Raw genomic sequence first — 22,508 nt, forward strand, 5'->3', positions numbered from 1 at the left:
CGGGATCACCGGTGCCAGCCATCCTCGACAACATCTTCTGGCATGCGCTCAGCGGGCCGCAGGCGGGCTTTGCCCAGGGTGCGGGCGGTGCGCGGCGGTTCGCGCCGGGGTTCTCGCCGATCCTCGGCTTTGCCGATCCGGCCGAACCGGCATTCGGCGAACTGCAGCCGTTCTGCGCGTCGGGCGAATCGTTCTACACCGATGGCTGGTCGGGGCCGGCGCCGGTCGGGTGGAGCATCGAACTGGAATCGACCATGTTCAAGATGCGCTGGGCCGGCGAGCTGCCCGCGCGGGACGATGCGCCGGGGGCGTTGCCGCTGGTGCCGCAGCATGCGGAGCAGGCCATGGCACTGGCCGCGCTGACCAGGCCCGGCCCGTTCGGCCCGCGCACGCTGGAGCTGGGTGATTACTTCGGTCTGTTCGACGGCGCGCGGCTGATCGCCATGGCCGGCGAGCGTGCCTTCGCTGGCGGCTGGCGCGAGGTGAGTGGCATCTGTACTCATCCCGACGCGCAGGGGCACGGGCTGGCCCGCCAGCTCACGGCCAGGCTGATCCGACGCCAGCTGCTGCGTGGCGAAACGCCGTTCCTGCACGTGATGCGCGCCAACGAAGGGGCCCGCGCGCTGTATCGGCGCATGGGCTTCGTCGATTACCGCGAATCGGTGGTGCGGGTGGTCCGGCGGGCTTGACGATCAGTGCGGCGTGCTTCGCTGCTTGACGCCGGCGCCCAGCACGGCGATCAGGCCGACCGTCAGCACGATCTCCGCCCATGCCAGCACGCGTTCGCCCGGCGCGCTCCACGCCTCGGTCACGCCGTGGCAGAAATAGAACAGGCTGAGGATGCCGACCCACAGCAGCGCGCGGCGCACGTTGCGGAGCGCCAGCAGCGGCAGCAGCAAGGGAATCACGGTGATCGCCAGCACCAGCCAGGCGGGCAGGGTTTGCGATGGCACCAGCCACGCATGCCAGACGAGCTGCAGCACGACGAGCAAGGCCCAGGCGGCCAGGCCGACGCGATAGACGGGCAGGATGGGTGGGTGCGTGGCGGCGGTCATGGCGTGTCCGCCAGGCGGCGGGCCACGTCGGCCAGGCGGCGGCCCAGCGCGCGGGCCAGCTCGCGCTCGTGTTCGCTGATCGGGTTGTCGCCCTTGGCGCCGGCGACGTGGCTGGCACCGTAGGGGGTGCCGCCGCTCTGCGTGCTCGTCAGCGCCGGCTCGGTGTACGGCACGCCGACGATCAGCATGCCGTGATGCAGCAGCGGCAGCGCCATCGAGAGCAGGGTGGATTCCTGGCCGCCGTGCATGGTGCTGGTGGAGGTGAACAGCGCCGCCGGCTTGCCGGCCAGCGCGCCGCTGGCCCATTCGGCGCCGGTGGTGTCGAGGAAATATTTCAGCGGCGCGGCCATGTTGCCGAAGCGGGTGGGGCTGCCCATGGCGAGTGCGACGCAGTCGAGCAGATCCTGCTTGGTCACGTATGGCGCGCCGTCCTCCGGTTCCGGCGGCTGCGCGATGTCGGTCACCGGCGCCACCGGCGGCACCTGGCGCAGGCGGGCGCGCATGCCGGGTACCTCCTCGATACCACGCGCGATCAGGCGCGCCAGTTGGGCGGTGTGTCCGCTGCGGCTGTAATACAACACCAGGATTTCTCGGGCCATGCGGCGATTCCACGCGTTGAGGCGTTCACGGGCAATGGGCTAGTGTACCGGCCGATACCCCGAACACCGGAAGCGGCAGGCTGCCGCGACAACCCGAGGATAGCGATGGCCCGCCGCTTCGATCCCGATCGCATGCGCTATTTCCGCCGCTTCGTGTGGCAGCGCTTCATCGACGACAAGTGCTTCGAGACGGCCGGCGCGCTGTCCTACACCACGCTGGTGTCGCTGGTGCCGCTGACGGTGGCGGTGCTGGCGATGTTCGCGGTGTTCCCGGTGTTCGCGGGCGCGCGCGACACGCTGCTCAATTTCGTCTTCAACAATTTCGTGCCGACGGCCGGCGAAAAGGTGCAGGCGGCGCTGCAGAGTTTCGCCGACAACGCCAAAGGGCTCACCGGCGTCAGCATCCTGGTGATGCTGTTCAGCGCGCTGTCGATGATGATCAGCATCGAGGACCGGCTCAACCGGATCTGGCGCGTGCACCAGGCGCGCCGCTGGAGTTCGCGCCTGCTGCTGTACTGGGCCGCGCTGACGCTGGGGCCGATCCTGGTCGGCGGCGGCATCGCCACCACGTCGTACGTCACCGCGATGCCGTTCCTCAGCGTGGCGGCCGGCCAGATCCACTCGATCGGCGCCAGCCTGCTGGCGACGCTGCCGTTCCTGGTGACCTTCTGCACGTTGTGGCTGATGTACGCAGTGATCCCCAACACGCGGGTGTCGCGTCGCGACGCGGCGATCGGCGCGCTGCTGGGCGCGGTGCTGTTCGAGATCGCGCGCTGGGGCTTCGGCCAGTTCGTGGGGCACGCGCAGACCTACCAGCAGATCTACGGCGTGCTGGCGACGATCCCGATCTTCCTGCTGTGGATCTACCTGTCGTGGGTGATCGTGATCCTGGCCGCCTCGGTGGCGGCGTCGATCTCCGCCTACGAGTACGTGCCGCCCTCCGCAACCCTGCCGGCAGGGGCCGAGTTCCTGGGCCTGCTGGTGGTGCTGGGGGTGTTCGTCGACGCGCAGCGCAAGGGTGCGTGCGTGGACGTGGCCGAGGTGCGCCTGGGCGCGCCGAGCCTCAGCGCAGGTGCGGTCGCCGGCTATTTCGACGACCTGCAGGACGCCGATCTGATCCAGCGCGGGGAGGCGGGCGGCTGGCTGCTCTGTCGCAGCCTGGACAGCACCGACCTGCTGCGGCTGTATCGTTGCACTCATCACCGCCTGCCGCTGCAGCCGCGCGAGGAAGCCGCGGCGATGAACGTGGTGTTGCCGGCGGAGCTGCTGCTGCTGCTCGACGAGGTGGCCGCCGCGTTGCATTCGAAGCTGGGCACCCGGCTCGACCAGATCTATCCCCCGGCCGCCGACCCGGCCGCCGACACCGAGGAACTCCCCGCATGATGTTGCTGAGCCGTTTCGCCGCCGTCGCCCTGGCGCTGGCTTTCGTCACTCCGTTGCAGGCCGCGATGCCGGAGCAGCCAACGCTCAAGGTCAGCACGCTCGATGGCAAGAGCTTCGACCTGGCCGCGCAGCGCGGGCACTGGGTCATCGTCAACTACTGGGCGACCTGGTGCGTGCCGTGCATCAAGGAAATGCCGGACATCTCGCACTTCGTCGCCGCGCACCAGAACGTGCGCGCGATCGGGCTGGCCTACGAGGACAGCGACACGGCCGACATCAAGGCGTTCCTGGCCAGGCACCCGGTGGTCTATCCGATCGCCCAGGTCACCGTGGACAAGCCGCTGAAGGATTTCGACGCGCCGCGCGGCCTGCCGATGACCTACCTGATCGACCCGCAGGGCAAGGTGGCGCAGCGGAAGCTGGGGCCGGTCACCGAGGCCCTGCTCAAGCAGTGGATCGGGGCGGACTGATGCCGACGGCGCGGTTTCTCGTGGACGGTCGCGTGCAGGGCGTGTTCTTTCGCGCCAGCACCCGCGAGCAGGCGCTGACGCTGGGCATTGCCGGTCACGCGAGGAACCTGGATGACGGTCGCGTCGAGGTGCTTGTCGGCGGGCGCGCCGAGGCGCTCGACGCGCTGGAGCAGTGGCTGTGGCAAGGCCCTCCCGCGGCCGAGGTGACCGCGGTCGATCGCGAGGATCTGCCCGAACGGGAGCTGCACGGTTTCCACACCGCCTAGCCTGCTCTGGGAGGGGCTCAGGCGCCGCCGAGGGCCTGCAACTGGTCGGCCTGGTGTTCGCGGGTCAGCGTGTCGATCAGTTCGCCCAGGTCGCCCTGCATGATCTCGGGCAGGCGGTAGAGGGTGAGGTTGATGCGGTGGTCGGTGATGCGGCCCTGCGGGTAGTTGTAGGTGCGGATGCGCTGGCTGCGGTCGCCGGAGCCCACCTGCAGGCGCCGTTCCTGCGCCTGCGCGGCGGCCTGCTTGCCTTGCGCCTCGTCGAGCAGGCGCGCCTTCAGCAGGCTCATCGCGCGCGCGCGGTTCTTGTGCTGACTGCGTTCGTCCTGGCACTCCACCACGGTGCCGGAGGGCAGGTGGGTGATGCGGATTGCCGAGTCGGTCTTGTTGACGTGCTGGCCGCCGGCGCCGGAGGCGCGGAAGGTGTCCACTTTCAGGTCGGCCGGGTTGATCTCGATCTCGTCGATCTCGTCCAGCTCCGGCAGGATCGCGACGGTCGCGGCCGAGGTATGGATGCGGCCCTGCGATTCGGTTTCCGGCACGCGCTGCACGCGGTGCGTGCCCGATTCGAACTTCAGTTGCGAGTACGCGCCCTTGCCCTCGATGCGCGCCACGATCTCCTTGTAGCCGCCGTGCTCGCCGGCGTGCTCGCTGAGCACCTCGACGTGCCAGCGGCGGCTCTCGGCGTAGCGCACGTACATGCGGAACAGGTCGCCGGCGAAAATCGCCGCCTCGTCGCCACCGGTGCCGGCGCGCACTTCCAGATAGAGATTGGCCTCGTCGCGCGGGTCCTTCGGCAGCAGCAACAGCTGCAGTTCGCCGTCGAGATCCTGCAGGCGGCGCTCCAGGCGGGCGACGTCGTCGACGGCCATCTCGCGCAATTCGGGATCGTCCAGCATCGCGCGCGATTCGGCCAGATCACGCTCGGCGCGCTCGTGCTCGCGCAGCGAACCGGCGATCGGTTCCAGCTGGGCGTACTCCTGCGACAGCTCGCGAAAGCGGCTGTTGTCGGCCAGCACCTCGGGCTGCGACAGCAGCAGGCCGATTTCCTGGTGGCGCTCGGCGAGTGCTTCGAGCTTGCGGCGGATCGAGGGGGTCATGGGGAGGGGCGAGAAGTGAGTGGAGAGGAGTGAGAAAAGAGAGGGCCGGAGCGATGCTTTCTCTCACTTCTCACTTCTCATCACTCGCTTCTGAATCAAGCCCGTACAGCCGCCCCGCGGCGTGCAGCAGGTCGAGATCGCCGCTCAGGGCGGCTTCGCGCAAGCGCGCGCTGGGATGGTGCAGCAGCTTGTTGGTCAGCGTGTTGGCGAGAAAGGCCAGTGCCTCGTCCGGCGACTTGCCGTGGGCGAGCATCGCGCGGGCCTTGCCCAGCACCTCGTCGCGGTAGACCTCGGCGTGCTGGCGCATGTCCAGGGCGGGGTTCTTCGTGGTCAACGCGCGGCGCCAGGCCATGTAGCGGTCGACTTGCAGGTCGATGATCGCATCCGCCTCGCGGGCGGCCGTTTCGCGCGAGCGGCGGTTGTCGTCGATCACCTGGCGCAGGTCGTCGATGCCGTAGAGATAGACATCCGGCAGTTCGGCGACGGATTCCTCGATGTCGCGCGGCACCGCGATGTCCACCATGAACATCGGCTTGCGCCGGCGGCTCGCCATTGCCTGCCCGACCATCGCGCGGGTGACGATCGGCTGCCGCGCCGCAGTGGAGGAGATCACGATGTCCGCCTCGGCCAGGTGTTGCGGCAGGTCGGCCAGTGCCACCGCGTAGCCGCCGTAGCGGCCGGCCAGATCCTGCGCGGTTTCCAGCGTGCGGTTGGCCACGATCAGGCGGCGGGCGTGGCGTTCGGTCAGGTGGCGCGCGGCCAGCTCGATGGTGTCGCCGGCGCCGATCAGCAGTATGCAGGCCTGTTCCAGGTCGGTGAATACCTGCTCGGCCAGGCGCACCGCGGTGAATGCCACCGACACCGTGTGCGCGCCGATGCGGGTGTCGGTGCGCACCCGCTTGGCCACCGCGAAGGTGTGCTGCAGCAGGCGATCCATGGGCGCCTTCAGCGCATGCGCCAGGCGCGCCTGCTGGTAGGCGTCCTTCACCTGACCCAGGATCTGCGGCTCGCCCAGCACCATCGAATCCAGCCCGGTGGCGACGCGGAACACGTGGCGTACCGCATCGCGTTCCTCATGCCGATAAAGGAACTCATCGAGTTTGCCGGGGGTCAGATGATGATGACGGTTCAACCACACCTGCGGGATGTCCTCGGCACCTTCGGCCACGCCCACGTACAGCTCGGTGCGGTTGCAGGTGGACAGGATCATCGCCTCCTCGATGCCCGGCTCGCTGGCCAGCTCGCGCAGCGCTGCGCTGGCGGCGTCCTCATCGAACGCCACCTGCTCGCGCAGGCTGACCGGCGCGGTGAGGTGATTGAGCCCGAGGGCGATCAGTGGCATGGGATGGCGGATATCTCGGCGGCAGGAGTTTGGCGGCGTAGGCTAAGCTTGGCGCGAGCGCCGATCATCGCGGATACGGCTGCAGCAGGTCGGTTGACGGAGAACAGTGTGCGGAGCGGGTCGAACAAGTTCAAGCAACTGCGGCATTTTACGGCACTGGCCGCAATGGCGCTCGCGCTTGGCGCCTGCACCACGGCGCCGCTGCGTCCGCAGGCCGCGCCGACGCCGCAGCCGCTGGCGCATCTGGTGGTGGCCACGCCGGATGCCGACCACGACTTGCTGGCCCAGTTGCTGGCCGGCGAAATGGCGTTGGGGAACACCGATCTGCCCGCCGCGTCGGCTCATTACGACAAGGCGATGGCCCTCAGCACCGATCCCGCCGTTGCCGAGCGGGCAGCGGAGCTGGCCATCGCCGTGCATCACGGCGAGGCGGCCGGCCGCGCGCTGGACCGCTGGCAGGCCTTGGGCGCCAAGCCCGCATCCATTGCCCGCGCGCGCGCCGAGCTGGCACTCGACCAAGGCAATGCGACCGAGGCGGAACAGCAGCTGGAACGCCTGGTCACCAGCGGCGACAAGGATGCCTGGCGCCAGTTCGGCCGCGTGCTGCTGGGCGCGCGCGACCAGGCGCAGGCGGCGCGCCTGCTGGAGGCGCTGGCCGTGCCGGCGCGATTGCCGGCCGACCCCAAGGCCTGGCTGGCGATGAGCGAACTGGGCGACAAGCTCGGCCGCCATGCCTATGCGCAGCAGATCGCCACGGCGGCGGTGCAGCGCTTCCACAACGCCGAGACCTACGCCTGGGCCGCGCAAATGAAAGCCAAGGACGGCGACCGTGCCGGCGCGCAGGAGCTGTTGCGCAAGGCGCTGGCACAGGCACCGTCCGATACGCGCCTGCGCTTGGCCTACGCCGGCCTGCTCAGCGCGTCGGGTGACGACGCGGCCGCCAGCCGGCTGCTCGCGCACGGCACGCAGGATGCCGACACCTACGCCATGCGCGCGGGGTTGGCCGCTCGCCACCAGGACGCGAAGGCCCTGGCCACGCTGTACCGCCAGTTGCAGCAGGCCGCGCCCGACGTGCGCGTGCAAAGCAGCTACCTGCTCGGTCAGCTGGCCGAGATGCAGCATCGCGAGGCCGAGGCGCTGGACTGGTACGAGCAGGTCGGCGACGACGATCCGCATGCGTTCGACGCCGCGATACGCAGTGCGCTGATCCTGCACACGCAGGGCAAGCGCGAACAGGCGCATCAGTTGCTCGCCCAACTGGAAATCGACTACCTCGAACAGCCCGAGCAACTGAGTCAGGCCTTGCAGGCCGATGCCGAGCTGTACCTGCGCGAGCAGGACTACGCACAGGCGGAAACCGCGTTCGGCCGCGCCCTGCAGGTGATGCCCGACGATCCCGGCCTGCTCTACGGTCGCGGCCTGGCCTATGCCCAAGCCGGCCAGATCGACCTGGCGGTGAAGGATTTCCAGCACCTGCTGAAGATCAAGCCCGGCGACATCGACGCCAGCAACGCGCTGGGCTACACCCTGGCCGACGCCAATCGCGACCTGGCCGAGGCGAAGAAGCTGCTGCAGGTCGCGCGCGCGGCCAAGCCCGACGATCCGGCCATCGCCGATTCGTGGGGTTGGCTGCAATATCGCCTCGGCCATCTGGCGCAGGCCGAGCAAACCCTGCGCGGCGCCTGGCTGGCGCGCAAGGACGCCGATGTCGGCGTGCATCTGGGCGAAGTGCTGTGGAAGCAGGGCCGTCGCCACGATGCGCAGCAGGTGTTCGACGAGGTGCGCAAGCTCGACCCGCACAGCCTCGCCCTGCGCGATGCCCTGAAGCGCCTGCTGCCGGTCGGAGCGCATCCTTGAGCCGGATCACCGCGTACGGCGCGGCATTGCTGCTGCCGTTGCTGCTGACTGCCTGCGCGCCGGCGGTACGCATGCCCGGCGACGCCGGCCTGCTTGCCGCCCAGCGCGCGCGCGAACACGCGCTGTCCGACGCCGGGCACTGGTCGCTGCAAGGCCGGCTGGGCGTGTCGGATGGCCACGAAGGCGGCAGCGGCAGCTTCAGCTGGAGCCAGGACGGCGCGCGTTACGAGTTCGTGCTGCGCGCGCCGGTGACCGGCAAGAGTTTCCGGCTCAGCGGCGATGCGCACGATGCCTTGCTCGAAGGGCTGGACGGCGGGCCGCTGCGCGGCAACGACGCCGAGGCGCTGATGCGCAAGGCACTGGGCTGGGAAGTGCCGCTGCGCGAGTTGCGCGCGTGGGTGCTGGGCCTGCGTGCCGCTGGCGGCCCGGCGGAAATCCGCTTCGGCGAGAACCGGCTGCCGTCGCTGCTGCGGCAGGACGGCTGGTCGGTGGAATACCGCAGCTGGGACGAAACCCGCGATCCGCCGTTGCCGACCAAGGTCTACGCCGCGCGACCGCCGTACAAGGTGCGGCTGTCGATCGAATCCTGGCAGTTTCGGTAAGCGCCGTCGGTTGGGTTAGGCTTTGCGCCCTGCCGACGGTGCGCCGCTGCCATCCATGAACGTCCACATCGACCGTGCCCAGCCGGGCCATGTCGCCGCCCTGTGTGCGATCGAGCGCAAGGCCGTGCAGCTGTTTCGCGGCCATCCGGCGTGGCCGGCGTACGCGGCGGTGTCGATGCCGGTCGAACTGCTGCGGCAGGCTGTCGAGCGCGGCCTGGTCTGGGTGGCGCCGGATGAAGCGGGCGATCCGCTCGGCTTCATCTGGCTGGACGAGGAGCCGGGCGACGGTGCGATCGGCGTCGCCGAGATCGACGTGCTGCCCGGGCATGGTCGCCGCGGCATCGGCGCGGCCCTGCTCGAACACGCCTGCAACTGGGCGCGCGAGGCGGGCTATCGGCGGGTGGATCTGGGCACCCTTGCCGACGTGCCGTGGAACGCGCCGTTCTACGCACGGCATGGTTTCGCGGTGGTCGACAAGAACGCCCCGGCGTTCGCCAACGCCCGCCAGCGCGATCGCGAGCACGGTTTTCCCGACGACCTGCGCGTCTTCATGAGCCGCCCGCTGGCCACGCCGGCGCGTGGTGAATGGACCGCATGGCCCGCGCCGGCCAAGCTGAACCTGTTCCTGCGCATCACCGGTCGCCGTGCCGACGGCTACCACGAACTGCAGACCGTGTTCCGCCTGCTGGACTGGGGTGACGAAGTGCGCCTGCGGGTGCGCGACGATGGCGAAGTGAAGCGCCTGCACGGCGCGCGGGGGGTGGCCGAGTCGGACGACCTGGTCGTGCGCGCGGCCCGCTTGCTGCAGCAGCATGCCGGTTGTGCGCTGGGCGCGGATCTCGCCGTCGACAAGCGCATCCCGATGGGCGGCGGCCTCGGCGGCGGCAGTTCCGACGCGGCCACCGTGCTGGTGGCGCTCAATCACCTGTGGCGGCTGGATCTGGACGAGGACAGCCTGGCCGCGCTGGGCGGCCAGCTCGGCGCCGACGTGCCGGTATTCGTGCGCGGACGTTCGGCCTGGGCCGAGGGCGTCGGCGAGCGACTCAGCCCGATCCATCTGCCGCGAAGGCATTACGTGGTGCTCGACCCGCGCGAGCAGGTGCCTACTGCAGCGCTCTTTCAAGCGCCTGAATTGACACGAAATGCGCCGCGGGCGACAATTTCGTCCTTTGTTTCCGGCGCAACGGTCGAGAACGCCTTCGAGCCGGTCGTGCGGGCGCGTTACCCGCGGGTCGCGGCAGCGCTGGCGTGGCTGGGCGGTTTCGGCACGGCGAGGCTTTCGGGTACCGGCGGCTGCGTGTTCCTGGAGCTGCGCTCGCTCGCGCGTGCCCACGCCATCGCAGAACGTTGTCCGGCGACATTCAGGGTACACGTGGCGAGCGGGATGGATGTCTCGCCGCTGCATCAGGCGCTGGCGCGGCAACGCGCAAGTTGACGGATTTCAGGCAAAGGCACGACCGAATACACCAAGACACTGGGGCGTCGCCAAGCTGGTTAAGGCACGGGATTTTGATTCCCGCATTCGCAGGTTCGAATCCTGCCGCCCCAGCCACTTCATTGTTGGCTGAGTTTTCGAGGTAGCACCGTGGACACGTCCACCCCGATGATGCTGTTCACCGGCAATGCGCATCGCGCATTGGCCGAGGATGTCGCCCACCGCCTGGGCGTGCCGCTGGGCAAGGCCCTGGTCGGCACCTTCAGCGACGGCGAGGTGCAGATCGAGATCGAGGAGAACGTGCGCCGGCAGGAAGTGTTCGTGATCCAGCCAACCGGTGCGCCCAGCGCGGTGAACCTGTTCGAGCTGCTGGCGCTCACCGACGCGCTCAAGCGCGCCTCGGCGGCCAGCGTCACGGCGGTGATCCCGTACTTCGGCTACGCCCGGCAGGATCGCCGGCCGCGCTCGGCGCGGGTGCCGATCACCGCCAAGCTGGCCGCCCGCATGATCGGCGCCGCGGGCGTGGACCGGGTGCTGACGGTGGACCTGCATGCCGACCAGATCCAGGGCTTCTTCGACATCCCGGTCGACAACGTGTACGCCTCACCGGTGCTGCTGGCCGACATCTGGCGCAAGTACAGCATGGAAGACCTGATCGTGGTCAGCCCGGACGTGGGCGGCGTGGTGCGTGCCCGGGCGATCGCCAAGCGGCTGGACGACGCCGACCTGGCGATCATCGACAAGCGCCGTCCGCGCGCCAACGTCTCCACCGTGATGAACATCATCGGCGACGTCGAAGGCAAGACCTGCGTCATGGTCGACGACATCGTCGATACCGCCGGCACCTTGTGCGCGGCCGCTGCAGCTCTCAAGGAGCGCGGCGCCCGCAAGGTGGTCGCCTACTGCGTGCATCCGGTGCTGTCCGGCGCGGCGATCAGCAACATCGAAGGCTCCCAGCTCGACCGGCTGGTGGTCACCAACACCTTGCCGCTGCGCCCCGAAGTCCAGGCCTGCAGCAAGATCCGCCAGCTCTCCGTCGCCGAACTGCTGGCTGAAACCATTCGCCGCATCGCCTTCGGCGAGTCGGTGAGTTCGCTGTACGTGGATTGAAATTTGAAAGTCCACCCAGGGATGGGTGGTCTTGATCTTTGTTTTTCGCGGCATGGATGCCGCGTGGAAGAAATTGAAGAGTCCGCCCCGGACGGGCGGTTTTGATGTTCGGCTTTTCGCGGCATGGATGCCGCGTGAAATAACGATCTTCCCTGGTCGCGGGGAAGTCACCCAAGCCGTCGCGAGGCGGCAAACCACCACCAAGGTAGTGAAACAAAATGACCCAGACTCATGAAATCAAGGCGCAGAGCCGCAAGGACGAGGGGAAAGGTGCGAGCCGCCGCCTGCGTCGCGCGAGCTTCGTGCCGGCCGTCGTCTACGGTGGCAGCCAGCCGCCGGAAAGCATCCAGATCGAGCACAACACCATCCTGCTCGCCGCCAAGAACGAATGGTTCTTCTCCTCGATCCTCGACCTGAACGTCGATGGCAGGGTGCAGAAGGTGCTGGTGCGCGACTGGCAGAAGCATCCGTTCAAGCAGCTGATGATGCACATGGATTTCCAGCGCATCGACGAGAACGCGAGGCTGCGCGCCAACGTGCCGCTGCATTTCCTGAACAAGGAACTGTCGCCGGCCGGCAAGATGTCCGGCGTGGTGATCTCGCACAACCTGACCGAAGTGGAAGTCAGCTGCCTGCCGAAGGATCTGCCGGCGTTCATCGAGCTGGATCTGGGCGCGCTGCAGGCCGGCGACATCATCCACCTGTCGCAGCTGAAGCTGCCGGCGAACGTGGAACTGCCGGCTTTGCAGCTGGGTGAAGCCCACGACGTCGCTGTGGTGACCGTGAACGCGGTCAAGGAAAGCGCCGCGGATGTCGCGGAAGACGCTGCCGAAGCCGAGGCCGAAGCGACCAAGGCCGCGGCTGCCAAGCCGGGTGCGAAGTCCGACGCCAAGCCGGCTGCCGACAAGAAGTAAGTCGTGCGGCCCCGCGCCCGACCGGCGCGGGGCCATGCATGGCTGGCTGCGCAATGGCTGGATTGAAACTCATCGTCGGGCTGGGCAATCCCGGCGCCGAATACCTCAGAACCCGGCACAATGCCGGGTTCTGGCTGGTGGACGCCCTCGCCGGCGGCCAGGGCGAGCGGTTCGCCTTCGACGGCAAGCTGCATGGCGAGAGCTGCCGCGTGCGCCTTGGCGGCGAACCGGTCTGGCTGCTCAAGCCCGCCACCTTCATGAACAAGAGCGGCATCGCCGTGGTTTCGGCGCTGCGCTATTACAAGATCGAACCCGAACAATGTCTGGTCGCGCATGACGACCTGGACCTGTCGCCCGGTACCGTGCGCCTGAAGTTCGACGGCGGCCACGGTGGGCAGAACGGCCTGCGCGACATCATGGGCCACCTCGGCCACGGCAAGTTCCATCGCTTGCGCGTGGGCATCGGCCACCCCGGCCACAAGGATCAGGTCACGCCGTGGGTGCTGGGCCGGCCTTCCGCCACGGACGAAACCGCCATCCTGGACGGCGTCGCGCGCGCCCTGGACGTGCTGCCGCTGGCGGTGGATGGGCAGTTCGACAAGGCGATGCAGCAGTTGCATACAAGTCGGGAATAGGGGATGGGGAGCAGGGAATCGCAACAGCGTCCCGTGCTCCTGCCGTTCCTGTTCCCCATTCACTATTTCCCATTCCCGGATTTCAAACCATGGGCATCAAATGCGGCATCGTCGGACTGCCCAACGTCGGCAAGTCCACCCTGTTCAACGCGCTGACCAAGGCCGGCATCGCGGCGGCCAATTTTCCGTTCTGCACGATCGAGCCGAACGTGGGCGTGGTGCCGGTGCCGGACCCGCGGCTGAATGCGTTGGCGGCGATCGTCAACCCGCAGAAGGTGGTGCCGACCGCGGTGGAGTTCGTCGACATCGCCGGCCTGGTCGCCGGCGCGTCGAAGGGCGAGGGCCTGGGCAACAAGTTCCTGGCCCACATCCGCGAGGTCGACGCGATCGCCCACGTGGTGCGCTGCTTCGAGGGCGACGTGATCCACGTCGCCGGCAAGGTCGATCCGATCGCCGACATCGAGACCATCGACACCGAGCTGGCGCTGGCCGACCTGGAGTCGGTGGACAAGGCGCTGAACCGCGCCGAGCGCGCGGCCAAGGCGAACGACAAGGATGCGTTGGCGAAGAAGCCGGTGCTGCAGAAGCTGGCCGCCGGGCTCAACGAAGGCAAGTCCGCGCGCAGCCTCGGCCTGGACGAGGAAGAGAAGGCGCTGGTGCGCGACCTGTTCCTGCTCACCCTGAAGCCGCTGATGTACATCGCCAACGTCGCCGACGACGGCTTCGAGAACAATCCGTTGCTGGACGCCGTGCGCGAGCGCGCTGTCGCCGAGGGTGCCGAGGTGGTGCCGGTGTGTGCGGCCATCGAGGAGGAACTGGCGCAACTCGACGAAGCCGACCGCGACGAGTTCCTGAAGGACATGGGCCTGGACGAGCCGGGCCTGAACCGGGTGATCCGCGCCGGCTACAAGCTGCTCGACCTGCAGACCTATTTCACCGCCGGCGTGAAGGAAGTGCGCGCGTGGCAGGTGAAGCGCGGCGCCACCGGGCCACAGGCTGCCGGCGTGATCCACAGCGATTTCGAGAAAGGCTTCATCCGCGCCGAAACCGTCTCCTACGACGACTTCATCCAGTACAAGGGCGAAGCCGGCGCCGCCGCCGCCGGGCGTCTGCGCAAGGAAGGCAAGGACTACATCGTCAAGGACGGCGACGTGCTGCACTTCCTGTTCAACGTCTGACGACCAGCGGGCTATGCCCGCCGCAAGATCGTGGGAGCGCACTTGTGCGCGATGCTCTCCGTCACGCTGCGGAAAGCATCGCGCACAAGTGCGCTCCTGCGGGAAGGTTGGCTGCTAAAGCGCGCTGCCGCCGAACTTGTAGGTGAACTGCACGTAGTAGCTGCGGCCGGCCGCGTCGAACCACGAGATGTCGTAGTACGGGTATGACGTGTAGCTGGGGTCGCGTGGCGGCATCTTGTCGAACAGGTTGTCCACCGCCAGCGACAGCTGCGCGTGGTCGCTGAACTTGTATTGCAGCGTGGCGTTGTAGCGGTAGGTGGCGTGTACCCAGGCCGGTTCGCCCGCGCCCGTGTCGACGATCTGGTCGTACGAATCCGAGTTCGGCAGCCGTCCGAGGCGCGTGCCGAACAGGGTGGCCGACCAGGCCTTGCGCTCCCATGACACGCTGGCGCTGGTCTTCTCGCGCGGGATGTCGAAGCCGCTGTTGACTGCCAGCTCGTCCAGGGTGGGGTCGCCGGGATATTGCTGGAACAGGTGATTGCGCGTCCAGGTATGGCTGCCCGCGAGGCGGAATGTGCCGATCGCGGTTTCCAGCTTGTAGTGGGCGCTGGCGTCGATGCCGCTGGTGCGCTCGTTGGCCACGTTGATCGGGTTGACGTAGATGCCGTACAGGCCGCCCGGATCGACCGCGCTGTCGGTCGGATAGCGGTTCACGCGCGAGATCGCGTCGAGGCAGCTGGGCGAATTCGCGTCCACCGGATTGCCGCCGACGTCGGTGCCGATGCGGCAGTTCGCCTCCAGCTGCAGGATGCGGTCGGTGCTGAGGTCCTGCACCTGGTTCTTCATGCGGATGTTGAAATAGTCCACCGACAGATCCAGGTTCGGCGTCGGCGACCACACGAAGCCGCCGGTCCACGAGGTGCTGGTTTCGGAGTTCAGGTCGCGGTTGCCCTGGCGCGTGCGGATCAGGCCTTCGTCGGCGTAATCGCAATCGGTGATGTCGACATCCGGCTCCTCGGTGCGGCAGCGGTAGTAGTCGTTGCCGGAGGTTTCGTCGTTGCCGATGCCGGCGTAGACGTAGTGCAGGTCCGGCGCACGGAACGCGGTGCCGTAGGAGCCGCGCAGCAGCAGGCTGTCGAGCGGGCGCCATTCCAGCCCGGTGCTGTAGGTCAGCTTGCCGGTCTTGTGGCCGGAGAAGCGGTACTGGTCGTAGCGGCCGGCCAGGCTGAGGTTGAGCGATTCCAGCAGCGGCAGGCGCAGCTCGCCGGCGGTGGCCCAGCGGTTGCGGCTGCCGTGGCCGTCGGAATCCTTCCAGCTGTAGTAGTAGTACTGGGTGGCCAGCGGGTCGGGGTTGAGGTCGTAGGCCTGGTTGCCGAACTCGACCACGCCGGCGAAACCCGCCGGCCCGGCGGGCAGGTTGAACAAGGCGGTGTTGGTCAGGGTGAACGCCAGCGTGTCGCTGCGCGATTCGGGGTGGTAGTTGGTGCGCGCGGTGATCGCGTCGTACTCGGCGCGGGTCAGCGGCGTGTACAGGCGGACGGGATCGGCGTCGAAGATCGGCAGGCCGCTGTCCGGGTCCACGCCCAGTTGCGGGCCGAGGTAGAGATCGTTGGCCTTCGCGGCGACGGTCTGCGGCCAGCTGATCAGCGCCTTGTACTGCGAGTGGCTGAGCGAGGCCTCGTAATCCCAGGCCTGGCCGAACGTGCCCTTGAAGCCGGTGGTGAGGCTGAAGGTCTTCTGCGTGTTCTCGATCATGCCGCGGCCGAGGCCACCCATTTCCTCGGGCGTGAACTGGCGATACCAGTTCTCGATGCCGCCGCTGTGCGCGTTGTAGAAGTAGCCGTCCTCGTTGCCGTCGGGCGCCTGGTAGTTCCACTGCTCGACGTCGCGGAACAGCTCGACCTTGCTCCAGCCCAGCTGCATGTCGCCGAACCAGCTCAGGTTGTCGTTGATCTTGAAGTTGGCCGAGGTGTAGGTGTTGATGCCGCGGCGCTGGCTGAGGATGGTGCCGTAGCCGATCGACTCGGCGCTGCCACAGAAATTGCCGTAGCGCGGCCGGTTCGCATACACCGTGGTGCCGCCGTTGAGGTACGACAGCGCGTCGCAGGTGGCCTGGCCGGGGTCGATGTAGTCGTCGTTCCAGTCGCCATTGAGGAAGGTGCGGCGCGGCACCTGCGAGCGCGCGGTGGGCGCGTCGGCGGTGGAGTCCTGGATCTTGCGGTCGTAGGCCCACAGCGGCTTCTGGTCGATCAGCTCGGCGCCGAACACCAGGTTGAAGTCACCCTGCGAGAAGCCGGTGGAGAAGTTCAGCTTGGTCGACGCGCCGCCGCCGCGGGTGGTGTCGCCGTAGCGCAGGTCGATGGTGGTGCCGTCGGCGTGGTCCTTCAGGATGAAGTTCACCACGCCGGAGATCGCATCCGAACCGTACACCGCCGAGGCGCTGCCGGTGAGCACCTCGATGCGGTCGATCATGCCGATCGGGATGTTGGAGATGTCGGTGAAGTTGCTGCGGCCCTTGAACGGCAGCGGAAAGTCGGCGATGCGCCGGCCGTTGACCAGTACCAGGGTGTGGTTGGGGCCGAGCCCGCGCAAGTCGACTTCCTCGGCGCCCGGCGAAAAGTCGGCGCCGCTGGAGGATTGCTGGCTCTGCGTCTCGCCGCTGTTCTGGGTGATCGCGCGCATCACGTCGGGCACGCTGGCGAAGCCGGCGGCCTTGATCTCCTGCGCGGTGACCACGGTGACCGGCGCCGGGCCCTCGACCTGCACCCGCGGAATGCGCGAGCCGGTGACCTGCACTTCGTCCAGCCGCGTGGCCTGTTCCGGGTCCGGTTCGGCGGAGCCGCTGCCGGCAGGCGCGGGTGCGATTGGCGGCGCGGTTCGGCGGGCCGCCTTGACGATCACTACCGCGCCGGACTCGTCGTGCTGCGTGGTGAAGCCGCTGCCGGCCAGCAACCGCCGCAGTGCCTCGTCCGTCGACAGCGTGCCGCGCACGCCGGCGGTGCGCAGTCCGCGCAGCTGGTCGGCCTGGTAGATGAACTGCGCGCCGGACTGGCGGGCCAGCGTATCCAGCGCGGTGACCAGGTCACCGGCCGGGATGTCGACCGGCCGCGTCGCCGGGGCCTGTGCGGCGGCGAGGGCCGGTGCCGAGCAAGCAAGGATCAACAGCGCGCCGCGTAGCGAACGAGTCATGTGCAGTTCTCCCCGGGCAGGCGCGCACGATGCGCACCGCGTAGATGCCATGACGAGCGGGCGCGGAAAATCCCCCCAGGCACCGCTCCGCTCAGCGCGGACTCAACACGATGGTGTTCCCGCGCGCGGCGGCCTTGACCGGGAAGCCGCGCGTCAGCAGCCGCACGAAGGCGTCGGTGTTGGACCAGCGGAAGTTGCCGCCCACGCGCATGGCGCCGACCCGCGCATCGTCGATCACGATCTTGCGCTGGTTGTAGCGGTTGAACTCGGCCACGGCGGTGGCCAGCGGGGTGTCGTGGAAGCTGACGAAACCGTTGCGCCAGCTCAGGTATTCCTGCGCCTGCTGCACGGTTCCCGAATGCACGACCACGCCGCCATCGCTGGCGATGGCCACGCTGCCGGCCGGCAACAGGGTGGTGGCCTGGTGCGGGCCGTCGGGACGACCGTCGGATTCCAGCCGCACCAGGCCCTGGGTGACCACCACGCGCAGATCCGCCGCGTCACGGCGCACCGCGAAGCGTGTGCCGACGGCGATCACCCGGCGCGCGTCGGCGCTGACCACGAACGGTCGCGCGCGATCCTTGGCCACGCTGAAGAACGCCTCGCCTTGCTCGAGATCGACGTGGCGTTCGCGGCGCGACCAGGTCAGCTGGATGCGGCTGTCGCTGCTGAGCGTGGCCACCGAGCCGTCCGCCAGTTGCACCTCGCGCAGCTCGCCGACGGCGGTTCGATAGGACGCCTGCTCCACCGCGCCGTACCCATGCCAGGCCAGCGCCAGCGTCACGACCACCAGCAGCGAAGCAGCGACCGCCAGCAGCCGGGCGTGCGGCCAGGATCGGCGTCGCGTGGCTGCCCGCCAGCCGCGCGGAGTCGCGGCAGGGTGCGGTTGCGTCAGCGCAGGTGCACCGGTGTGCGGCGTCGCCCAACTGCCACGCGGCGGCACGCCGCCGGCGCGCCAGCCGGCACCCAGCGCCTGCAGCCGGCCGCTTTGCTGCCACGCCGCGTCGAGCCGCACGTAGGCCACCCGGTGCGCGGTTGACGCATCCAGCCACGCGTCCAGCCGGCGCTGGTCGCGCTCGTTCCAGTGCTCGCCGTCGCGTCGGGCCAGCCAGCTCGCGGCGATGTGTTCGATCTCCCTGCTACTGGTCATGACCAAGCTCGATGGCGGTTTCCTGTTCGCCTGCACGGGTGTGGCGATGGGCGTGGCGATCGCCGTGCACATACTGAGCGATCAGCCGCGCGCCCTTGGCGATCTGCTTCTCCACGGTCTTCTCGCTGATGCCCATGCGGGCGGCGACCTGTTTCTGCGACAACTGCTCGACGCGGCGCAGCCAGACCACCTCGCGGCAGCGGTCGGGCAGGCGGTCGAACGCGTCGGCGAGGCGTTTCAACTCCTGGTGTGCGTCCAGCCGGCGGTCCGGCGTGACCTCGTCCACCGAGACGTTCAACGCGTCGATATCACCCACGGCCTCGATCGAGACCACCCGTTCGCGGCGCAGGCGGTCGGTCATCAGGTGGCGCGCCGTGGTGAACATGAACGACTTGGGTTGGGTCGGGCGCGACCGTGCCGCGGCTTCGTAGACGCGCACGTAGATCTCCTGGCGCAGGTCGTGGACCTCCTCGCGACGGAACCAGCTGCGCCGCAGATAGCGCATCAGGGCGCCCTCGTGGACGAGGATTTCGCGGGCAAACCAGCTGTTGAGGGAATTGTCCACGTGGCGACCTTAGCGCCAATCCGGGGCGGCTGGACAGCGGGGCGAACGTGGGGGATATCCGCGGGCCGCTCGTCCCGGACGATAACCACGGACGGGCATGCGCCCGCTCTGTCATGGCCCGGGGAAGTGCCGATGAAAACGTTCCGACCAACTTTCCGCTGGCTGTGGCTGGCGTGCTGCCTGCTGTTGGCGGGCTTCGGGCCCGGCAGCGTGGCCAAGCCGTCGGGTGCGGGCTACGACTATTACCGGATCGGCAAGCTCGACGCCGCGCGCCCCGGAACCACCGAGCCGGCGCTGCTGCTGATGGGCGGTGGTGACTGGCCGCCGGCGGCGTTCGCATGGTTCGCCGCCAGGGGCGGGCACGGGCATTTCGTGGTCCTGCGCGCCTCCGGTGCCGATGAATTGCAGAAGGAGCTGTACGAAGACATCGGCGGCGTGGCCTCGGTGCAGACCCTGGTGTTCCACGACCGCGCGGCGGCCAGCGATCCGCGCGTGCTGGAGATCGTGCGTTCGGCCGACGGCATCTTCATCGCCGGCGGCGACCAGGCCAACTATGTGCGGTTCTGGAAAGGCACGCCGTTGAACGCCTTGCTGGAACGCCATGTGGCGCAGGGCAAGCCGCTGGGCGGCACCAGTGCCGGCCTGGCGATCCTCGGCCGCTTTGCCTATGGCGCGCTGGACGGCGGCAGCATCACCTCGGATGAAGCGCTGGCCGATCCGCTGGGCAAGGCGGTGACCGTGGTCGAAGGTTTCCTGCATCTGCCGTACCTGCGGCACGTCATCACCGACACCCACTTCCATGCGCGCAAGCGGCTGGGCCGGTTGGTTGCGTTCATCGCCCGGTTGCGCCACGAGGGGCATGCCGACGTGATCGGCCTGGGCGTGGATGAGGATGCCGCGTTGTGCGTGGAGGCCGATGGACAAGGGCATCTGGTCACCCTGAACGACGGTTTCGCCTGGCTGGTGCGCCCCGCGGGTCCGCCGGCGCGGGTCGTTGCCGGCCAGCCGCTGGACTATCGGGGCATTCGCGTGACCGGCATCGGCCCGCACAGTCGGATCGACCTGCGCGATCTGAGCGTGCAACGCCCGGCGTTCGAGGTCACCGCTGACGTGCGCGACGGCAAGCTTGAGTTGCACGGCGATGCCGTGCCGGCCGCGACGCCGGCACGTTAGCTGGCTTCGGCGCGCGCATGGCGACGCCGGTTGCCGGCGTAGCGATCGTGGTGAGTGGGTGAAGCGGGCATAATCGCCCTTCCGATCTTGCTTTCGCGGACCCGCCATGCCCGGAAAACAGCAGGAAGTCAGTTTCCGTTTTCTCGCCCAGCCCACCGACGTCAACTTCGGCGGCAAGGTGCACGGCGGCATGGCGATGAAGTGGATCGACCAGGCCGGTTATGCCTGCGCGGTTGCCTGGAGTGGAGCGTATTGCGTCACGGCCTCGGTCAGCGGCATCCAGTTCGTGGCGCCGATCCTGATCGGCGACCTCGTCACGGTGAGGGCGCGCCTGATCCATACGGGCCGCAGCAGCATGCATCTGGCCGTCGACGTGATGGCCAGCGACTTGCGCAAGGGCGACCAGCGCCTGGCGACCAGCTGCGTGATGGTGTTTGTGGCGCTGGACGGCGCCGATGGCAAGCCCACCCCGGTGCCATGCTGGGAGCCGCGCAACGAGGCCGACCGACGCCTGCAGGCCAAGGCCCGGCAACTGCTCGAGTTGTCCCGGGGGATGGAGCAGTTGGTCGATCCGCAAGACCTTGCCGACACCTGACGGGCACGGCCGGATGGCGCGCCGACATGCGATATGCGTGCCATGAGGTGTTGACAGTTCCCGGCACGATCCACACAATACGCGTTCTTTGTTGGAGGGATACCCAAGCGGCCAACGGGGGCAGACTGTAAATCTGCTGGCTTACGCCTTCGGTGGTTCGAATCCACCTCCCTCCACCAGCAACAAGCGACGCGAAAGCGGCGCGCAAGACACGATTTCCGCGCAGGGCGGGAGTAGTTCAATGGTAGAACCTCAGCCTTCCAAGCTGATGATGCGGGTTCGATCCCCGTCTCCCGCTCCATTGCACTGCAAGTGTCAGAAGCTGTTGATCGACGCGATCGCGGCATAAGTTTCGAATCATCCGGCAGGACGCCGGTCTGTTCTTCGTCATCATGGAGGATGGCTGAAGTTATGAAGAGTCCGACAGGATGTCGGTCTTGTCTTTGCCGTCATGGAGGACGGCTGAAATACACGCTCATGTAGCTCAGTCGGTAGAGCACTTCCTTGGTAAGGAAGAGGTCACAGGTTCGATTCCTGTCATGAGCACCAGCTTCCGGCCTTCACGGCCAGCCCGTAAACGGGCTGTTCTTTTTCTACAATTGATTGACTCCATCGGGGTTTAGCGCGCATGGCAAAGGGTAAATTCGAACGCACCAAGCCGCACGTCAACGTCGGCACGATTGGTCACGTGGATCACGGCAAGACGACGCTGACGGCGGCGCTGACGAAGGTCGGTGCCGAGCGTTTCGGTGGAGAATTCAAGGACTACAGCGCGATCGACGCGGCGCCGGAAGAGAAGGCGCGCGGCATCACGATCTCGACCGCGCACGTGGAATACGAGTCGCCGACCCGTCACTACGCGCACGTCGACTGCCCCGGCCACGCGGACTACGTGAAGAACATGATCACCGGTGCGGCGCAGATGGACGGCGCGATCCTGGTGTGCTCGGCCGCGGACGGCCCGATGCCGCAGACGCGCGAGCACATCCTGCTGTCGCGCCAGGTCGGCGTGCCGTACATCGTGGTGTTCCTGAACAAGGCGGACATGGTCGATGACGCCGAGCTGCTCGAACTGGTCGAGATGGAAGTGCGCGAGCTGCTGAGCAAGTACGACTTCCCGGGCGACGACACCCCGATCATCCATGGTTCGGCGCTGAAGGCGCTGGAAGGCGACCAGAGCGAAATCGGCGTGCCGGCGATCATCAAGCTGGTGGACGCGCTGGACAGCTACATCCCCGAGCCGGTGCGCACGATCGACAAGCCGTTCCTGATGCCGGTGGAAGACGTGTTCTCGATCTCCGGCCGCGGCACCGTGGTGACCGGTCGTATCGAGCGCGGCGTGATCAAGGTGGGCGACGAAATCGAAGTGGTCGGCATCCGCGACACGCAGAAGACCACAGTCACCGGCGTGGAGATGTTCCGCAAGCTGCTGGACCAGGGTCAGGCGGGCGACAACGCCGGCCTGCTGCTGCGCGGCCTGAAGCGCGACGACGTGGAGCGTGGCCAGGTGCTGGCCAAGCCGGGCACGATCACCCCGCACACGGACTTCGAGGCCGAGGTGTATGTGCTGTCGAAGGACGAGGGTGGCCGTCACACGCCGTTCTTCAAGGGCTACCGCCCGCAGTTCTACTTCCGCACGACCGACGTGACCGGTGCCGTGACCCTGCCGGAAGGCGTGGAAATGGTGATGCCGGGCGACAACGTGAAGATGGTGGTGAGCCTGATCCACCCGATCGCGATGGACGAAGGCCTGCGTTTCGCCATCCGCGAGGGCGGCCGCACCGTCGGCGCCGGCGTGGTGGCCAAGGTCATCAAGTAAAATACATCGGGAGTAGGGAATCGGGAATCGGGAATCGCTGGAGCGAAGCACGACACGCTCCGGATCGTTTACCA

Annotated in this window: 21 protein-coding genes and 4 tRNA genes; 18 read left to right on the plus strand and 7 right to left on the minus strand. The window is 67.9% G+C overall.

Annotated features, from left to right (window positions below):
* Positions 1-11: 11 nt before the first annotated feature.
* Positions 12-689 (plus strand): GNAT family N-acetyltransferase, encoded by a 678-nt coding sequence (locus ACFCQI_RS12660; RefSeq protein WP_395117220.1) that lies wholly within the window; start codon positions 12-14, stop codon positions 687-689.
* A gap of 3 nt (positions 690-692) precedes the next feature.
* Here the strand turns inward: ACFCQI_RS12660 and ACFCQI_RS12665 are convergent, their stop codons facing one another.
* Together ACFCQI_RS12665 and wrbA are read right to left on the minus strand one after the other, a co-directional pair.
* Entirely contained in the window at positions 693-1,055 is a 363-nt protein-coding gene (locus ACFCQI_RS12665) for a DUF2069 domain-containing protein (protein WP_395117222.1), read from the minus strand.
* Positions 1,052-1,654 (minus strand): NAD(P)H:quinone oxidoreductase, encoded by a 603-nt coding sequence (gene wrbA / locus ACFCQI_RS12670; RefSeq protein ID WP_395117223.1) that lies wholly within the window; start codon positions 1,652-1,654, stop codon positions 1,052-1,054. Before wrbA ends, ACFCQI_RS12665 begins: the two co-directional genes overlap by 4 nt.
* Before the next feature lie 105 nt (positions 1,655-1,759).
* Between wrbA and ACFCQI_RS12675 the strand changes: the two genes are divergently transcribed.
* The 3 genes from ACFCQI_RS12675 to ACFCQI_RS12685 are packed head-to-tail and all read left to right on the plus strand — an operon-like array spanning position 1,760 to position 3,773.
* Positions 1,760-3,037 (plus strand): YihY family inner membrane protein, encoded by a 1,278-nt coding sequence (locus ACFCQI_RS12675; RefSeq protein WP_395117224.1) that lies wholly within the window; start codon positions 1,760-1,762, stop codon positions 3,035-3,037.
* Positions 3,034-3,507 (plus strand): TlpA family protein disulfide reductase, encoded by a 474-nt coding sequence (locus ACFCQI_RS12680; RefSeq protein ID WP_395117225.1) that lies wholly within the window; start codon positions 3,034-3,036, stop codon positions 3,505-3,507. Before ACFCQI_RS12675 ends, ACFCQI_RS12680 begins: the two co-directional genes overlap by 4 nt.
* A complete protein-coding gene (locus ACFCQI_RS12685; protein ID WP_395117226.1) occupies positions 3,507-3,773 on the plus strand; it encodes an acylphosphatase in 267 nt (88 codons plus the stop codon). The genes ACFCQI_RS12680 and ACFCQI_RS12685 overlap by 1 nt, the downstream gene beginning before the upstream one ends.
* A gap of 17 nt (positions 3,774-3,790) precedes the next feature.
* Here ACFCQI_RS12685 and prfA read toward each other — a convergent pair whose 3' ends face one another.
* Entirely contained in the window at positions 3,791-4,870 is a 1,080-nt protein-coding gene (gene prfA / locus ACFCQI_RS12690; RefSeq protein WP_395117227.1) for a peptide chain release factor 1, read from the minus strand.
* Positions 4,871-4,940: 70 nt separating this feature from the next.
* A complete protein-coding gene (gene hemA / locus ACFCQI_RS12695) occupies positions 4,941-6,212 on the minus strand; it encodes a glutamyl-tRNA reductase (RefSeq protein ID WP_395117229.1) in 1,272 nt (423 codons plus the stop codon).
* A 165-nt stretch (positions 6,213-6,377) separates the two neighbouring features.
* Here hemA and ACFCQI_RS12700 point away from each other — a divergent pair, with 165 nt between their 5' ends.
* The 8 genes from ACFCQI_RS12700 (at position 6,378) to ychF (ending at position 13,943) form a co-directional block, all read left to right on the plus strand.
* Positions 6,378-8,069 carry a tetratricopeptide repeat protein gene (locus tag ACFCQI_RS12700; RefSeq protein ID WP_395117231.1) on the plus strand — a complete coding sequence of 564 codons (1,692 nt, stop codon included), beginning with the start codon at positions 6,378-6,380 and terminating at the stop codon, positions 8,067-8,069.
* Positions 8,066-8,671, plus strand: coding sequence for a lipoprotein insertase outer membrane protein LolB (gene lolB / locus ACFCQI_RS12705; RefSeq protein WP_395117233.1), 606 nt, complete (start codon positions 8,066-8,068; stop codon positions 8,669-8,671). Before ACFCQI_RS12700 ends, lolB begins: the two co-directional genes overlap by 4 nt.
* A 55-nt stretch (positions 8,672-8,726) precedes the next feature.
* The gene (gene ispE, locus ACFCQI_RS12710; RefSeq protein ID WP_395117234.1) at positions 8,727-10,106 is read left to right on the plus strand and encodes a 4-(cytidine 5'-diphospho)-2-C-methyl-D-erythritol kinase; all 1,380 of its coding nucleotides are present in this window, start codon (positions 8,727-8,729) and stop codon (positions 10,104-10,106) included.
* A gap of 40 nt (positions 10,107-10,146) precedes the next feature.
* Positions 10,147-10,223: transfer RNA gene (locus ACFCQI_RS12715), tRNA-Gln, on the plus strand.
* A gap of 51 nt (positions 10,224-10,274) precedes the next feature.
* Positions 10,275-11,216, plus strand: coding sequence for a ribose-phosphate diphosphokinase (locus ACFCQI_RS12720; RefSeq protein WP_395121353.1), 942 nt, complete (start codon positions 10,275-10,277; stop codon positions 11,214-11,216).
* Between the two features lie 218 nt (positions 11,217-11,434).
* The gene (locus tag ACFCQI_RS12725) at positions 11,435-12,130 is read left to right on the plus strand and encodes a 50S ribosomal protein L25/general stress protein Ctc (RefSeq protein WP_395117236.1); all 696 of its coding nucleotides are present in this window, start codon (positions 11,435-11,437) and stop codon (positions 12,128-12,130) included.
* A 53-nt stretch (positions 12,131-12,183) separates the two neighbouring features.
* Entirely contained in the window at positions 12,184-12,765 is a 582-nt protein-coding gene (gene pth / locus ACFCQI_RS12730) for an aminoacyl-tRNA hydrolase (RefSeq protein ID WP_395121354.1), read from the plus strand.
* Between the two features lie 89 nt (positions 12,766-12,854).
* Positions 12,855-13,943 carry a redox-regulated ATPase YchF gene (gene ychF / locus ACFCQI_RS12735; RefSeq protein ID WP_395117239.1) on the plus strand — a complete coding sequence of 363 codons (1,089 nt, stop codon included), beginning with the start codon at positions 12,855-12,857 and terminating at the stop codon, positions 13,941-13,943.
* Positions 13,944-14,057: 114 nt separating this feature from the next.
* Here ychF and ACFCQI_RS12740 read toward each other — a convergent pair whose 3' ends face one another.
* From ACFCQI_RS12740 to ACFCQI_RS12750, 3 genes are all read right to left on the minus strand, one after another.
* Positions 14,058-17,132, minus strand: coding sequence for a TonB-dependent receptor (locus tag ACFCQI_RS12740; protein WP_395117240.1), 3,075 nt, complete (start codon positions 17,130-17,132; stop codon positions 14,058-14,060).
* Positions 17,133-17,223: 91 nt separating this feature from the next.
* On the minus strand, positions 17,224-18,282 hold the full coding sequence (locus ACFCQI_RS12745; protein ID WP_395117242.1) for a FecR family protein: 1,059 nt from the start codon (positions 18,280-18,282) through the stop codon (positions 17,224-17,226).
* A complete protein-coding gene (locus ACFCQI_RS12750) occupies positions 18,272-18,847 on the minus strand; it encodes an RNA polymerase sigma factor (protein ID WP_395117244.1) in 576 nt (191 codons plus the stop codon). Before ACFCQI_RS12750 ends, ACFCQI_RS12745 begins: the two co-directional genes overlap by 11 nt.
* Positions 18,848-18,979: 132 nt before the next feature.
* Between ACFCQI_RS12750 and ACFCQI_RS12755 the strand changes: the two genes are divergently transcribed.
* The 6 genes from ACFCQI_RS12755 (at position 18,980) to tuf (ending at position 22,434) form a co-directional block, all read left to right on the plus strand.
* On the plus strand, positions 18,980-20,020 hold the full coding sequence (locus tag ACFCQI_RS12755; protein WP_395117246.1) for a cyanophycinase: 1,041 nt from the start codon (positions 18,980-18,982) through the stop codon (positions 20,018-20,020).
* 106 nt (positions 20,021-20,126) lie between these two features.
* Positions 20,127-20,615 (plus strand): acyl-CoA thioesterase, encoded by a 489-nt coding sequence (locus ACFCQI_RS12760; protein ID WP_395117248.1) that lies wholly within the window; start codon positions 20,127-20,129, stop codon positions 20,613-20,615.
* A 93-nt stretch (positions 20,616-20,708) separates the two neighbouring features.
* Positions 20,709-20,794, plus strand: a tRNA-Tyr gene (locus ACFCQI_RS12765).
* A 48-nt stretch (positions 20,795-20,842) separates the two neighbouring features.
* Positions 20,843-20,916, plus strand: a tRNA-Gly gene (locus ACFCQI_RS12770).
* A 172-nt stretch (positions 20,917-21,088) separates the two neighbouring features.
* Positions 21,089-21,164 (plus strand) — tRNA-Thr (locus tag ACFCQI_RS12775).
* 79 nt (positions 21,165-21,243) lie between these two features.
* A complete protein-coding gene (gene tuf, locus ACFCQI_RS12780; RefSeq protein ID WP_395117250.1) occupies positions 21,244-22,434 on the plus strand; it encodes an elongation factor Tu in 1,191 nt (396 codons plus the stop codon).
* Positions 22,435-22,508: the final 74 nt, after the last annotated feature.

Source organism: Rhodanobacter sp. FW102-FHT14D06, assembly GCF_043950705.1.
GTDB lineage: Bacteria > Pseudomonadota > Gammaproteobacteria > Xanthomonadales > Rhodanobacteraceae > Rhodanobacter.

What these genes read in the sequence shown, in the direction of transcription:
- ACFCQI_RS12665 (WP_395117222.1), bottom strand. Translation starts at nt 1,055, where the DNA reads ATGACCGCCGCCACGCACCCACCCATCCTGCCCGTCTATCGCGTCGGC.
- wrbA (WP_395117223.1), bottom strand. Translation starts at nt 1,654, where the DNA reads ATGGCCCGAGAAATCCTGGTGTTGTATTACAGCCGCAGCGGACACACC.
- ACFCQI_RS12675 (WP_395117224.1), top strand. Translation starts at nt 1,760, where the DNA reads ATGGCCCGCCGCTTCGATCCCGATCGCATGCGCTATTTCCGCCGCTTC.
- ACFCQI_RS12680 (WP_395117225.1), top strand. Translation starts at nt 3,034, where the DNA reads ATGATGTTGCTGAGCCGTTTCGCCGCCGTCGCCCTGGCGCTGGCTTTC.
- ACFCQI_RS12685 (WP_395117226.1), top strand. Translation starts at nt 3,507, where the DNA reads ATGCCGACGGCGCGGTTTCTCGTGGACGGTCGCGTGCAGGGCGTGTTC.
- prfA (WP_395117227.1), bottom strand. Translation starts at nt 4,870, where the DNA reads ATGACCCCCTCGATCCGCCGCAAGCTCGAAGCACTCGCCGAGCGCCAC.
- hemA (WP_395117229.1), bottom strand. Translation starts at nt 6,212, where the DNA reads ATGCCACTGATCGCCCTCGGGCTCAATCACCTCACCGCGCCGGTCAGC.
- ACFCQI_RS12700 (WP_395117231.1), top strand. Translation starts at nt 6,378, where the DNA reads ATGGCGCTCGCGCTTGGCGCCTGCACCACGGCGCCGCTGCGTCCGCAG.
- ispE (WP_395117234.1), top strand. Translation starts at nt 8,727, where the DNA reads ATGAACGTCCACATCGACCGTGCCCAGCCGGGCCATGTCGCCGCCCTG.
- ACFCQI_RS12720 (WP_395121353.1), top strand. Translation starts at nt 10,275, where the DNA reads ATGATGCTGTTCACCGGCAATGCGCATCGCGCATTGGCCGAGGATGTC.
- ACFCQI_RS12725 (WP_395117236.1), top strand. Translation starts at nt 11,435, where the DNA reads ATGACCCAGACTCATGAAATCAAGGCGCAGAGCCGCAAGGACGAGGGG.
- pth (WP_395121354.1), top strand. Translation starts at nt 12,184, where the DNA reads ATGGCTGGATTGAAACTCATCGTCGGGCTGGGCAATCCCGGCGCCGAA.
- ychF (WP_395117239.1), top strand. Translation starts at nt 12,855, where the DNA reads ATGGGCATCAAATGCGGCATCGTCGGACTGCCCAACGTCGGCAAGTCC.
- ACFCQI_RS12740 (WP_395117240.1), bottom strand. Translation starts at nt 17,132, where the DNA reads ATGACTCGTTCGCTACGCGGCGCGCTGTTGATCCTTGCTTGCTCGGCA.
- ACFCQI_RS12745 (WP_395117242.1), bottom strand. Translation starts at nt 18,282, where the DNA reads ATGACCAGTAGCAGGGAGATCGAACACATCGCCGCGAGCTGGCTGGCC.
- ACFCQI_RS12755 (WP_395117246.1), top strand. Translation starts at nt 18,980, where the DNA reads ATGAAAACGTTCCGACCAACTTTCCGCTGGCTGTGGCTGGCGTGCTGC.
- ACFCQI_RS12760 (WP_395117248.1), top strand. Translation starts at nt 20,127, where the DNA reads ATGCCCGGAAAACAGCAGGAAGTCAGTTTCCGTTTTCTCGCCCAGCCC.
- tuf (WP_395117250.1), top strand. Translation starts at nt 21,244, where the DNA reads ATGGCAAAGGGTAAATTCGAACGCACCAAGCCGCACGTCAACGTCGGC.